The 12,254-nt window shown below is 68.8% G+C and carries 8 protein-coding genes and 1 pseudogene; 1 reads left to right on the forward strand and 8 read right to left on the reverse strand.

Annotated features, from left to right (window positions below; translation table 11 throughout):
* Positions 1 to 270: 270 nt before the first annotated feature.
* Positions 271 to 1,766: pseudogene (locus LBW94_RS19595) on the forward strand (ISL3 family transposase).
* 245 nt (positions 1,767 to 2,011) lie between these two features.
* On the opposite strand, the gene LBW94_RS19600 reads toward LBW94_RS19595, so the two are convergent.
* From LBW94_RS19600 to rfaE2, 8 genes are read right to left on the reverse strand one after another with little or no spacing between them, the layout of a single operon-like run.
* Positions 2,012 to 3,370 carry a GDSL-type esterase/lipase family protein gene (locus LBW94_RS19600; protein WP_225061393.1) on the reverse strand — a complete coding sequence of 453 codons (1,359 nt, stop codon included), beginning with the start codon at positions 3,368 to 3,370 and terminating at the stop codon, positions 2,012 to 2,014.
* Positions 3,371 to 3,396: 26 nt separating this feature from the next.
* On the reverse strand, positions 3,397 to 5,133 hold the full coding sequence (locus tag LBW94_RS19605) for a carbamoyltransferase (RefSeq protein WP_225061392.1): 1,737 nt from the start codon (positions 5,131 to 5,133) through the stop codon (positions 3,397 to 3,399).
* Positions 5,133 to 6,275, reverse strand: coding sequence for a glycosyltransferase family 9 protein (locus LBW94_RS19610; protein WP_225061391.1), 1,143 nt, complete (start codon positions 6,273 to 6,275; stop codon positions 5,133 to 5,135). The genes LBW94_RS19605 and LBW94_RS19610 overlap by 1 nt, the downstream gene beginning before the upstream one ends.
* A complete protein-coding gene (locus LBW94_RS19615; RefSeq protein WP_225061390.1) occupies positions 6,272 to 7,543 on the reverse strand; it encodes a hypothetical protein in 1,272 nt (423 codons plus the stop codon). The genes LBW94_RS19610 and LBW94_RS19615 overlap by 4 nt, the downstream gene beginning before the upstream one ends.
* A complete protein-coding gene (locus tag LBW94_RS19620; RefSeq protein ID WP_225061389.1) occupies positions 7,537 to 8,784 on the reverse strand; it encodes a cytochrome P450 in 1,248 nt (415 codons plus the stop codon). Before LBW94_RS19620 ends, LBW94_RS19615 begins: the two co-directional genes overlap by 7 nt.
* Positions 8,781 to 9,878 carry a radical SAM protein gene (locus LBW94_RS19625; protein ID WP_225061388.1) on the reverse strand — a complete coding sequence of 366 codons (1,098 nt, stop codon included), beginning with the start codon at positions 9,876 to 9,878 and terminating at the stop codon, positions 8,781 to 8,783. Before LBW94_RS19625 ends, LBW94_RS19620 begins: the two co-directional genes overlap by 4 nt.
* Positions 9,875 to 10,861, reverse strand: a complete 987-nt coding sequence (locus LBW94_RS19630) for an NAD-dependent epimerase/dehydratase family protein (protein ID WP_225061387.1) — start codon at positions 10,859 to 10,861, stop codon at positions 9,875 to 9,877. The genes LBW94_RS19625 and LBW94_RS19630 overlap by 4 nt, the downstream gene beginning before the upstream one ends.
* Positions 10,858 to 12,219: a D-glycero-beta-D-manno-heptose 1-phosphate adenylyltransferase gene (gene rfaE2, locus LBW94_RS19635; RefSeq protein ID WP_225061414.1), complete on the reverse strand. Its 1,362-nt coding sequence runs from the start codon at positions 12,217 to 12,219 to the stop codon at positions 10,858 to 10,860. Before rfaE2 ends, LBW94_RS19630 begins: the two co-directional genes overlap by 4 nt.
* Between the last annotated feature and the right edge of the window lie 35 nt (positions 12,220 to 12,254).

Consider the following 12,254-nt stretch of genomic DNA (forward strand, 5'->3'; position numbering starts at 1 on the left):
CGGGTCTGTCAATTTAACGGCTCTTGTGCACATTCGGTGGTGGCCGGTCGTCGGGCCTTGTACAGAGGCTCTCGGAGAGGCGCCAATACCGCGAAACATCAACTGTCCCGGTGTGATTCGGCAGGCATAACCTCGAGGCTCCGGGCTCGCTGCCGCCGACCACCGAATGTGCACAAGAGCCTCGTTCGGCTCTGTCCCCAATTCGGTGGTGACGCTGTCGTGACGGCACGATGTTCCATCGTGTGTGAGGTGAATATACCTGCCGCCGTGGTGTTTTCAGGTTTGCTGCCGCTGGTGGTGGAGGAAGTGGTCGATGACGGTGGGCGGCTGTTGGTGCGGGCCCGCACGCCCGGCGGATCGGCCGTATGCCCTGGTTGCGGGGCTGAATCCGCTCGGATCCATGGTTATCACCTGCGGACGGTCACCGACGTCCCGCTCGACGGACGCCCCGTGGTCGTGCGCGTGCGGGTCCGACGGCTGGTCTGCCCAACCCCGGACTGCCGCAGCACCTTCCGCGAACAGGTGCCTGGTGTTCTGGAGCGGTATCAGCGCCGCACCATCCGGTTGACCGGCCGGGTCCGGTCGGTGGTGCGGGAACTGGCCGGGCGTGCGAGCGTCCGGCTGCTGGCAACGTTCGCGCTGCGGGTGTCGCGACAGACCGCCATCCGGGTCCTGCTGCGCATCCCGCTGCCGGTGCGGCCGATCCCGGCCGCGATCGGGGTCGACGACTTCGCCCTGCGCCGTCGGCACACGTATTCGACGATCGTGATCGACGCCGACACCCACGAACGCATCGACGTGCTGCCCGACCGCAAGGCCGACACCCTCGCCGCCTGGCTGCGCGAACATCCCGGCGTCGAAGTCGTCGCCCGCGACGGGTCGACCACCTATGCCGAGGCCGTGCGGCGGGCACTGCCCGCAGCGATCCAGGCGTCGGACCGCTGGCATCTATGGCACGGCCTGGCCCAGGCAGCGGAGAAGGTAGTCGCCGCGCACTCGAGCTGCTGGGCCGCGGCCGGCCCGAAGCGGGGATCGCTGGTGCAGGAGGAGAGCACCATCGAACGCTGGCACACCATCCACAATCTTCTCGATAAGGGTGTCGGATTACTGGATTGCTCACGGCGGCTGGGACTTTCACTGAACACGGTGAAACGGTACGCACGGGTCCCCGAACCGGAACGGCTGCGCCGACCACCCCAGTACCGGGCGTGCTTGGTCGACCCCTACCGCGACTACCTGCGGGCCCGCCGCGCCGAAGAACCCGGCGTCCCAGTGCTGAAGTTACTCGCCGAGATCACCGAACTCGGCTACACCGGCGGCCAGAACCTGCTCTACCGGTACATCAACCAGGGAAGACTCGACGGGGACCGGATCACCCCGTCGCCGCGGCGGGTCACCCGCTGGGTCCTGACCCGCCGGGAGAACCTGCCCGAGGCCCGGCAAGCTCACCTGGACGAACTACTGGGCGCCTGCCCCGAGATGACTGCCCTCGCCGAGTTGGTCGGTCAGTTCGCGCAGCTGATGAGCGAACGGCGCGGCACCGACATCGATGGCTGGATCAAGCAGGTCCGCGAGGCTGGCCTCGTCGAGCTAGAACCGTTCCTGACCGGCCTCGACCAGGACCACGACGCCGTTGTCGCCGGACTGACCCTGCCCTACAGCAACGGCCCCACCGAGGGCGTCAACACCAAAACGAAGCTTATAAAACGCCAAATGTATGGCCGAGCAGGGTTTCTCTGCTTCGACACCGAATCCTACTGGGGTGAAACATTATTCGCCACTACCACCGAATTGGGGACAGAGCCGTTCGTTCTACAGTCCCACCCACGCCGCTCAGATGGAGGCCAATGTCGACGCTTCCGTGCAACGACATTCGCCTGATGCGAGCTCGGGTGTAACCCGTGTGTCGACATGGAGCCGCAGGCAGGTGAGACCGGCCCAGGCGATGCGGCCGCTGTCGACCGCGGCGCCTGGACCTCAGCGATCACCGGTTCGGTGACCGGTCCGGCAATCAGGGCAGGAAGTGCTGGAGGGCATGTTCGCGTTCGAGGCGTTCGCGCGTGGTCAGGTTCTCGATGAGTTTGGCGTCCGTGACTGAGGCGCCGACGAGTTCACGCATGAGTTCGTCGCCGATGTCGGAGAGATGGACGCCGTCGCTCCAGGGGCTGGCGCCGGCGGGTTCGGCCGGTGCCGTTGGTGACCAGGTGCTCAGTAGTTGGGCGGTGCGCGTGAATGCCGACCAGACGTCGATGAATTCGGCTCCGGCGCGTGCGGCGAGTTCGGCGGCGGTGGTGTTGTACCGGGTCAGAACGGTGTTGGCGGCGGCTGTGTCGATGCCGGGTTCCCAGCCGAACGGTGGTTCGCCGATGCAGATGACTCGCCGTGAGTGGCCGGTGAGCAGGTCGAGCATGTCCTGGTAGTTGCGGGTGTATTCGTCGTGGTCGACGGCTTCGCTGGCGCGGCCTTGGAATCCGCGCCAGACGTCGTTGATGCCGCAGCCGAGCACGGCGACGTCGTAGCGCGGTGAGGTGCTGGTGGCGGCGGTGACATGGCCGAGGACGTCGCGGCTGGTTGCGCCGCCTTCACCGTAGTTGTCGAACACGAAGTCCACGTGCGGATGCCTGGCGGTGAGGGCGACGTGCAGGCGTTGGACGTAGCCGCGGCCGCGCCACTGCTCGACGGTGACCGTCGAGCCGATCGCGGGCAGGTTGGCTTGTGTCGTCATCTGCTGGTTGTGGGCTTCGAGGTGTTCCATCAGCGAGGTGCCCCACCAGCCGAACCGCAGACCGGGCCGGGGGTGGTGGTGGGTGATCGGGCCGTCGAAGGTACGGATGACACGGGCAGGGCTGCCGGCGGCGACGGCGTTCGGTGGCAGCGAGGTGGTGGCGACGGCATTCGCGGCGAGCAGGGTGTTCTCACCGATGCGTACCCCTGCGGTGACGGTGGTCTTGTTGGAGAGGATCGCGCCCGTTTCGATGGTGATGGGGGCGGCGTCGAATCCGCTGGCCCACGGTGTCACCGAGTCGTCGCTTCCGGTGAGGTGCTGGTGGGTGCGGGTGCGGTGGTTGTGGTCGTGTAGATCGACCATGTTGGAGATGCCGACACCGTCGCCGATCGTGATGCTGACCATGGCGGAGAGGAAGACGTGTTCGCCGATGGCGACGTCGTTGCCGATGTGGATGGTGGCGCCGCGGTTGACCTGGATGGTGGTGCCGCGGCGGATGCTGACCCGGTTGCCGAGGTGCAGGGTCGCGCCGGGGTCGAGTTCTACGGTGAGATCGGCGGGCAGGTCACAGCTCTCGCCAATGCTGATGGCGCTGCCGTGCTTGTGGCGGAGTGCGTCGGCCTGGCTGGAGTCGACGGACGTCATCGTTGGTTGTCCTTCACTGGTGGTGGTCACCGGGTGTGACGAGCGGCCCGGTAGCGGGGTTTGGTGATCATGAAGCCGCCGATCGCCAGCGCGTCCAGGGGTGTGGCGTAGAAGGTGCGCAGCGCGTCGGCCGGAGTGCACACTATCGGTTCGGCATCGGCGTTGAACGACGTGTTCAGCACTGCCCCGATCCCGGTGTGTTCCTGGAATCTGTTGAGCAGCCGCGCATATCGGGGCTGCTGGTGCGGGTGGACGAGTTGCGGCCGGATGGTGCCGTCGACATGGACCGTTGCGGGGATCTGTTTGATGGCGGCGTCGCTGGCGGGGTGGGCGACGATCATGAAATCTGCGGGGCGGGTGGGGGTTTCGCTCCAGCGGGCTGGGTCCAGCAGGCTCGGGGCCAGTGGCCGCCAGGGTTCGCGGCGTTTGATCTCGCAATTGATCCGGTCGCGGGTGGTCGGATCGCGGGGGTCGCCGAGGATGCTGCGGTTGCCTAGTGCGCGAGGCCCGGCTTCGGTGGGCCCTTGGAACCAGCCGATGACCGCGCCGTCGGCGAGGGCGTCGGCGGCGAGGTCGGCGATGGCGTCACCGTGCTCGGTGTAGGCGATGCCGTGGATGTCGAGGGTGGCGCGGATCGCTGCGTCGTCGAATTCCGGCCCGAACGCGGTGTGCTGCTGCGGTGCCAGTGGGAACGACAGGGTGCCTTGCCGCCGAGCACATTCCAGCGCTGTGCCGAGGGCGCATCCGGCGTCACCGGCGGCCGGTTGCACGAACAGAGCACGGGTGCCGGACTTGTCGTGCAGGACACCGTTGGCGGTGCAGTTGAGGCCGACTCCGCCTGCCAGGCACAGCTTGTCGGTGCCGGTTTCCCGGAGCGCGGTGCGGGCCACGGCGAGCAGACAGTCCTGCAACAGCTGTTGCGCCGAGGCGGCGAGGTCGGCGTGGTGAGGCAGGACGCGGGTGTCGGGGTCGTAGCGCCCGGTGGGGTTGTAGCGGTACAGGCGCCGGTGCCGCGGTGCAACGATGTCGGACAGGGCGGCCTGGTAGGCGCGTTTGAGGTCGCGGTAGTAGGACAGGTCGGTGTACCCGGTGGTGGCGTCGCCGGGATGGAGTCCGTAACGGGTGAGGTCGAGACGATAGCCGTCGTCGGTGACCTGGAGGAACGGCAGGCTGTAGACGGGGGTGCCGTAGGCGGCCAGGCCCATGAGCTTGCCCGCGGAGGTCCAGTCGCCGAGGCCGATGTGTTCGGCGACGGTTTCGTAGAACCATCCCAGTGATTGGGTGAACGGCCAGTCGCGGATCCGGCGCAGCCCGGCGCTGGTGCCATGGTGGATGCTGGTGGAGATGCCGTCGCCGGATCCGTCGACCACCATCACGGCGGCGTCGGTGTATCCGGAGGGGTAGAACGCGGCGGCGGCATGGGCGAGGTGGTGTTCGAGCACGGTCACTCTCGCGGGGGTGTGGCCGCCGAAGAACCGCGGGTCGAGCAGTTCGCTGATCAGCTCGCGGTCGTCGATGTGGTCCAGCGGCAGCGGCCAGGCCGGGTTCCAGGCCACGGCGATTTCGTCGACCTCGCGGAGGTGGATTCCCGCTCGGTGGCAGCACCAGGCGGCCGCGTGGGTCGCGGAGCGGGAATGCATGTTGTGTTTGACGCGGGTGAAGCGTTCTTCTTCGGCGAAAGCGATCACCTCGCCGGTGTCGGTGATCAAACAGGCCGCGGCGTCGTGGAAGTACGGTCCGCCCAGGCCGAGGATGTATCCCACTACGGTTGCTCCTGCTGTTCGCGGGTGTGTAGGGCGGCGGTGACGGCGCGGTGCACCTGGTCGGTGGTGATGGTGTCCATGCATCCACCGACGCCGCCGCAGGTGACTTGATGCGCGCACGGTGAGCACGCCAGCAGCGAGCGGACGGCAGTGATGGTGGTGGCGTCCTTGGGTATCACCTCGGCGCCGTTGCTGGGACCGAGCAGCACCACGACGGGGATATCGTGGGCCAGCGCGAGGTGGAATCCGAGGCTGTCGCCGGTCACCATCACCGCGCACAGGCTTGGTACGGCAGCGAACTCCTGGAGCGACAACGGCCGGAACCGCACCCGGTCATCGTCGAGGTCGCGTTGCAGCTGCAGGCACCGCTCGGTGTCGGCGGGCCCGCCGGTGAGCACGAGTCGGTGCCCGCCGGCCAGCAGCGCCTGCCCGAGCGCCAGCCACTGTTGTGGGGGCCAGATCTTCGTCGGCAGCGACGCACCGACATTCAGGCAGACCCAGCCGGGTTCGCCCAGCCACCCGCGCACGGACTGCTGTGCGGTGTCGGGGACCGCGAGTTCGTAGGGTTCGCCGTGGTAGGCGTATCCGGCGACCTCGAAGTACAGCTCGGTCCATGTCTTGGTGTTGCCGCGGGTGCGGAAGTCGTTCCAGGTGTTCATCGCGAAGAAATGCCGTGCGGCCTCCCCGATCGGGTAGAGCCCGTTGCGCTCCCCGCCCCACGCCAGACCAGCCTTGTGAGCAGCGTCGATACGTTCGACGAGGCTGGCCGCGGCGGGGGTGCGCTCGAAGGAGTAGACCGCGTCGTAGCGCTCGCCGAGAAGCGTTTCCGCGGCCTGCCAGTCGAAAGCGAGGACCCGATCGATATGCGGGTTCATCGCCAGCATCGGCACGCTGGCCGCCGACGCAAGCCAGGTGATGTGGGTGCCCGGATGGTCGCGTTTGATCCGCGCGGGCAGCGGTGACGCGATCAGCATGTCCCCGAGCAGGTCGAGCATCACGATCAGCACCCGCCGGTCGACGGGATCGTAGTGCTCGCACCCTGGGCAGGCCCGCCAGCGTCGGCAAGGGTACCCGCCGACGAACTCCCGGCAGTCCGCATTCCAGTGGAAGCCGGCCAGCGGGCCCGGATCCTGGCCGGTCATGGTGTGGCCTCCGAACTGGTTGTGGCACCGAGGAATTCGAGCAAATCTTCCAGTCCTGGTTGCCCGATGCCGTGCCGGTGGCTGTCGAGCAATGCGGCGACCCGCCGGGCGGCGGCCGTGGTGGTGGTGCGGCCGGTCAGGACCGTGGTGATTACGGTGGCGATCTCGTACATGGCGTCGCTGCCCATGCCCAGGCGGGTGGCTTCCTGCACCCCTAGACGCAGGCCGGGGCGCTGCAGGTAGGGCACGTCGATCGCGTTCACCACGATCCCGGCCTCCAGCAACCGGGCGCTGGCCTGCTCGGCGGGCAGCACCGCGTCGATATCCACCCACAGCTGATGCGAAGCGGTCCAGCCCCGCTCGCCAGCGCACACCGCCAGCTCGCCGGCGTGCAGTGCTGCCGCCAGAGTGCGGGCGTTCGCCACGATCCGGTCGGCGTATTCGACTGCGCCGGTGCGCATTCCGGCCACGCTGATGGCAAGGGCTGCGACTTCGGCGGTGTGGTGGTGCGAGACCCAGTGGCCGGCGTGTTCGTCGATGGCGGTGGCCAAGTGTGCAGAGTCGGTGGCGAGGATGCCCTTGTGGGGGCCGGGGAAGGTTTTGTGCATCGACCCGCACAGCACGTCCGCGCCCTCGCGCAACGGGTCCTGGAACCTCCCCCCGGCGATCAGCCCCATCACGTGCGAGCCGTCGTAGCAGATCACCGCGTCGCCGCCGACCGCGGCGCGAATGCCGGGCAGGTCGTGGGGGAACAGGCACATGAACTGGTCCAGATAGACCAGCACCGGTCGCGGCCAGGTGAGTGCGAGATCGGCAAGCCGGTCGAGGTCGATACTCCACCGGTACCGGTCGAACGGCAGCTCGGCGACGGTCTGCCCGAACCGGGCGGCGATGAAACTTGTCGAGCCGTGCCCGCCGTCGGCTTCCGGGATCGATGCCACGGTTCCGCCCGAACCGGACAGCGCCGACAGCGCGACGGTCATGGCGTTGAGCCCGGACACCGGTTTGATGTTGACGAACCGGGCGCGGTAGAGCTCGCGCAGCCCGTCGCAGGCGGCCGCTTCGATCGCGGCCGGGTCGGTGTTGCCCGGCCACGCCCAGTTCTCGCCGTTGCCAGTGGGGAAGCTGTAGCGGTGCAGCAGATCGGTGACCATCGGCAGCCGCGCGGCGAGCTCGAGGCTGTTCTCGCTCGGCACCAGGTGCAACCGTCGCGTGCTGGTCTCCTGATAGCGCAGCACCCGCTCGACCAGCTCGGCCCGGCTCAGCACGAGCCCACCCGGAGACCAGGTTCGACGCGGGCTTTGATCGGTTCGCAGGGGGCCTTGACCGGCAGATACCGTACTTTCGCCGGTGTCGTGTCGACGCTGATCCGGTGCCCGGCGAGAACCACCGCCAGCATCGCCAGCGTCATCGTCTCCGCGAACTCGCGGCCCAGGCACGCATGCGCGCCCCGCCCGAACGTCAGCAGATCCGACCGACCGCCAGCATGGAGGTGGCGCCGCAGATCGAACCGGTGCGGCGCAGGCCACCGGTGCGGCAGCAGATGATTGGCCGCCGGAGAATAGGCGAGCAGCGTGTCTTCTGGAACAGTGAAACCGGCGATCTGCCACGGGCACAGCGTCTTTCGCACACTGATCGCGTTCGGTGAATGCAGCCGCTCGACTTCGGTCAGCCATGCCCGCAACCCGGGCAGCGTCTCGGCGGACACCAGGCGCCGGGGATCACCCAGGCCCACAACAGCGTCGGCCCGTAGCGCCGTGGCCAGTTCCGGATGGGCAGCCAGTTCCAGCAGGGACCAGGTGATCAGACTCGCGGTGGTCTCCCGCGCCGCGATCAGCAGCGCCAGCAGATGATCCGGCAAGTCCTCATCTGCCACAGCACCGGCGGTCAGCAGCCGGGAGACCACATCTGTCCCGGACCCGGTGCGCGACAGTCGATCCCGCAGGACGACGCGCAGTCCCGCTGCCGCCTCGAGTGCCCTCCGATGGATGCCGGCGGGTTCGGCGCCAGCGGTCACTGCGGTTCCCGCGGCGAACGCTTCGAACAACTCGGCGGCCTCCCGGTGCACGGATTGCGGTAGCCCGGTCACCACGTGCAGGCACACGGTCACGGTGAACTCGCGCACCGCCCGATACAGGTCGATCGGCCCGGCCGCGGCCCATCGCGCGACATGATCTCCGGCGAGGTCGATCATCGTCGCTGCCGACGCGGCGACCGCGGTGCGGGTGAGCCCGGTGCGCAGCAGCCGGCGCGCGGCGGTGTGCTCGGCGCCGGTGAGGGTGAACACCGCGCGGCCGAACAACTCGTGCACGACCGGTGTGTTGTGCACCGCCAAATGCCGGCGCTCGCCGCGCAACATCTCCAGTGCCGTGTCGCCGACACAGCACACCAGCGGGATGCCGGTCCCGGTCAGGGTGAACACTCCACCGTGGGCACGGTGGCCCTCGATGAGTATCTCCACCGCCCGGTCCGGATCCAGATCGGCGGCCAGCTCCGGGGGCGCGGTCATCGTGGCTCCGGCGCCGCGGCGGCCAGGTCGCAGGTGGTGCGCGCGAGGATCGCGGCGTGGTCCAGGACGGCCGGGGTGAGCTGGGGCCGGCACGGGCAGTCGTCGGGCAGGTCCGCCAGGTCGCCGGTTTCGCTGTAGCGGACCAGGCCGTCGACGATCCGGTCCGCACACCATGGGCAGCTGTCGGGAAAGATCGAGTCGAAATCGTTGCCGCGCAGATTGATACACGCCACCCGTATCGCGGCCTGCTCGTGCGCGCCGCGTACCGCGTCGACCACCGTCCACAGGTTCGGCGGCCGGTAACGGTCGGCCTGGTATAGCTGCCACGCCACCGTGTTGCGCGACACCCGCGTCGGGCACAGTGTCACCCCGTCGATGCCCAGCGACCGCACATACCGCACAGAGCCGAGCACATCGGTCACCGCCTCGGCGTCGGTGAGGAACGGCGGCTTGATCATCAGATAGATCTTCGGCCGCACCCCGAGATCCGACATCGTCACGACCGCGGCTTCGAACGCGGCGCGGCTGACCCGGGTGTTCACCAGCGTCTCGCGGACCAGATCGTCCGCGGACTGCAGGCCGATGCCGACCTCGAGTTCGACCCCGCTCAGCGCGTCGACGAACGGGCCGACCACCTCGGGGGTGACGAACTGCGGCAGCGATTCCACCACCAGCCGTCGCACTCCCGACACGGCGACCAACTCCGCGATCCGGACCCGCACCGGTTCGGGAACCTCCCGGGGCGCGAAGAACGACCCGTCGTTGTAGAGGGCCAGCACCTCGTAGTCCGGCTCACCGTCGGCACGCGCGAGCATCTGCTCGACCTGGGCCACCAGTCCATCGTCATTGCTGGTGTGTCCGTGGTTGTTCTCGTTGGTGAACGGGCACATCGTGCACGTCGGCACCGAGCATCCACCCGACATCAGGATTACTTTCTTCCGGCCGTACACCTGGCCTTCGCTGTCGCGGATGCTGTCGTATTCCACCCACCGCGGCTGCGACGGCCGCACACCGTCGGCCGGGCGGCGCAGCGACGCCGACAGCACCGTGAGGGAACGGCGCAAACGGTCTTCGGGAGTGCGGCTGGTGGTCACGAAAACTCCTCTGGTCGTGTGGATTCCGGTGCCGCGTGCGCGGCCTGATGCGATCGGAACAGCTCCGCGGCGGCGCGGCGGACCTCGGTCGCGGTGATCGGCGGCAGGTCCGGGAGCGCGGCCGCCAGCGCTGATTGATCGGTGCAGGTCCAGTACTGGTAGCGGTCCGGGATCGGGTTGGGCACCAACTGCACCGTCAGGTCCCCACCGCGCCACGCGGCGCACCATTGCAGCAGCTCGGCGAAACCGATCGCGGTCCCGGCGCCGAGGTTGTACACCCCCGACGGGATCGGTGACTCCAACACCGCCGCGACGGTCGCGGTGACCGCGTGTACCGGGATGAAATCGCGTGCGGCGGTCATCGTGTCGGCAAACAGCCGCACCGGTCGGCCGGCGGCGGCCGCGGCCACGATCTGGGACAGGATCGACGCCATCGGTCCCTTGCGTTGTTCTCCGGGCCCGAACACGTTCGTGTACCGCAACCCCGCCCACCGCAGGTCACCTTCGCGGCGGAACATCGCCTCATCCAGCGTCAGCTTCGACCACGCGTACGCGTTCAACGGCCGGCCCGCGTGTTCGGCGCTGCCGGGATCGGACTCCCGCGATCGATGGCCGCGGGTCACCGCCCCGTAGACGCTGCCCGACGACGCATACACGAACAGAGCACCACCCTGTGCGCAGGCATCGGCGAGACGCAGCGGCGTCACCACATTCGCGTACTGCAAGGCCGTGCTGTCCGGTGCCAGGGTGTCGGTGATCGCCGCCTGGTGCAGGACCGCGTCGAACTCTCCGTCTGAGATCCGCGCCAGCACCGCCGGTGACGCGGCATCGCCCACCAGCCCCTCCGTGCGGTTGCCGCAGACGGTGTCGCTCGTCGGGCGCACGTCGACACCGATCACCTCCCACCCGGCCGCCGGAAGACCGCGCTGAAGATGCGATCCGATGAACCCGGCGGCGCCGGTCACCAAGACCCGTCTGCTCATCGTCCGACCCCACCGGCCGCGCGGGCGATCAACGTGGTCGTCGACAGGCCCTCCCGGTAGGGGACCAGCACCACCTGGCCGCCCCACTCGGCGAGCACCGACTGCTCGGGCAACTCGACACCGGCGTAGTCACCACCTTTGACCCAGATGTCCGGGCGCATCCGCCGCAGCAGCTGAGCGGGGGTGTCCTCGTCGAACACCAGCACCGCGTCCACGCACCCCAACGCCTGCAACAGTGCCGCTCGCTCGCTCACCGGCACCACCGGCCGTGCGGCGCCTTTCAGCCGTGCCACCGACGCATCACTGTTCAGGCACACCACCAGGCAATCACCCAAATCCCTTGCCTGGCGTAACGTTTCGACGTGCCCGGCATGCAGCAGGTCGAAGCAGCCGCCCGTGGCCACCACCGTCCGCCCTTCGGCCCGCATTCGCGCCACCAAGCCCCAGCCATCCGGCACTTCCAAGCCCGCCGCGGTGACAATGGTGTGGTGGCCTGCGTCCACGAACCCCGTGGCGGCGTGCACAGCACGAGCGACCGCGGTCGAAGGGCCCGCCGCGGCGCCGAGTTCCGCGGTCATCGTTACCGCGAACCGATCACCGGCACCACTGCTGTCCCCCACCGCCACGCGGGGCGCACCCACCACCAGCGGTGCGGTCGCGTCGGCGTCGACCAACACCGCACCCAGCGGCCCCCGGGTTACCGCGACATAACCGACGCGCCAGTACGCGCGCAGTCGGCGAGCGCGGTCGACATCGACGGCGAGGCTGCCGGTTTGCGTAGATTCGTGCAGTGCCGCGGCCGCCTCGTCGCGATTGGGAACGACGACACTGATTCCCGCCACCGGCTGTGCACCGCGAGGATGGGGATCCCACACGATCGGCACCTGCCCCACCCGCCCCGCGATCGCTGCCCGCACCCCTGCCGACGCCGCCACACCCCGTCCGTAATCGGCCACCAGCACGCACTGCGCGGCCTCGATCGCGTCCGCCGCTTCCGGCGTCCACGCCCCCACTTCACCGCCGGACAACGTGCCCTCGTCCACACGCAGCACGGTCTGGCCACGGGCCCGCACGCGGATCTTGACCACCGTCGGCCCCGCCGCACCCAGATCCACGACCCGTACACCCGCTTGCGCGAGCAGTTCACGCACCCGGCGTCCGGCCTCATCACCGCCCAGCGCGGTCACCAGCGTCACCCGATGACCGTCGGCGACGGCCAGCACCGCCGCCAGCCCCGCGCCCCCGGCACGCTCCCGCCGCGAAGTGACGTCGACTACCGGCACTGGCGCCTCCGGCGACAACCGGTCCGCCTCCCCGTCCCAATCACGATCGAGCAGCACGTCACCGACCACGGCCATCGACAACGATCGCGCCGGCGGCACCGGTTGCACAG

The sequence above is a fragment of the Nocardia sp. alder85J genome (assembly GCF_020176955.2).
In the GTDB taxonomy this organism is placed as follows: domain Bacteria; phylum Actinomycetota; class Actinomycetes; order Mycobacteriales; family Mycobacteriaceae; genus Nocardia.

Coding starts and splice junctions, on each gene's coding strand:
- LBW94_RS19600 (WP_225061393.1), bottom strand. CDS start 3,370: ATGACGTCCGTCGACTCCAGCCAGGCCGACGCACTCCGCCACAAGCAC.
- LBW94_RS19610 (WP_225061391.1), bottom strand. CDS start 6,275: ATGACCGGCCAGGATCCGGGCCCGCTGGCCGGCTTCCACTGGAATGCG.
- LBW94_RS19620 (WP_225061389.1), bottom strand. CDS start 8,784: ATGACCGCGCCCCCGGAGCTGGCCGCCGATCTGGATCCGGACCGGGCG.
- LBW94_RS19630 (WP_225061387.1), bottom strand. CDS start 10,861: ATGAGCAGACGGGTCTTGGTGACCGGCGCCGCCGGGTTCATCGGATCG.
- rfaE2 (WP_225061414.1), bottom strand. CDS start 12,219: ATGGCCGTGGTCGGTGACGTGCTGCTCGATCGTGATTGGGACGGGGAG.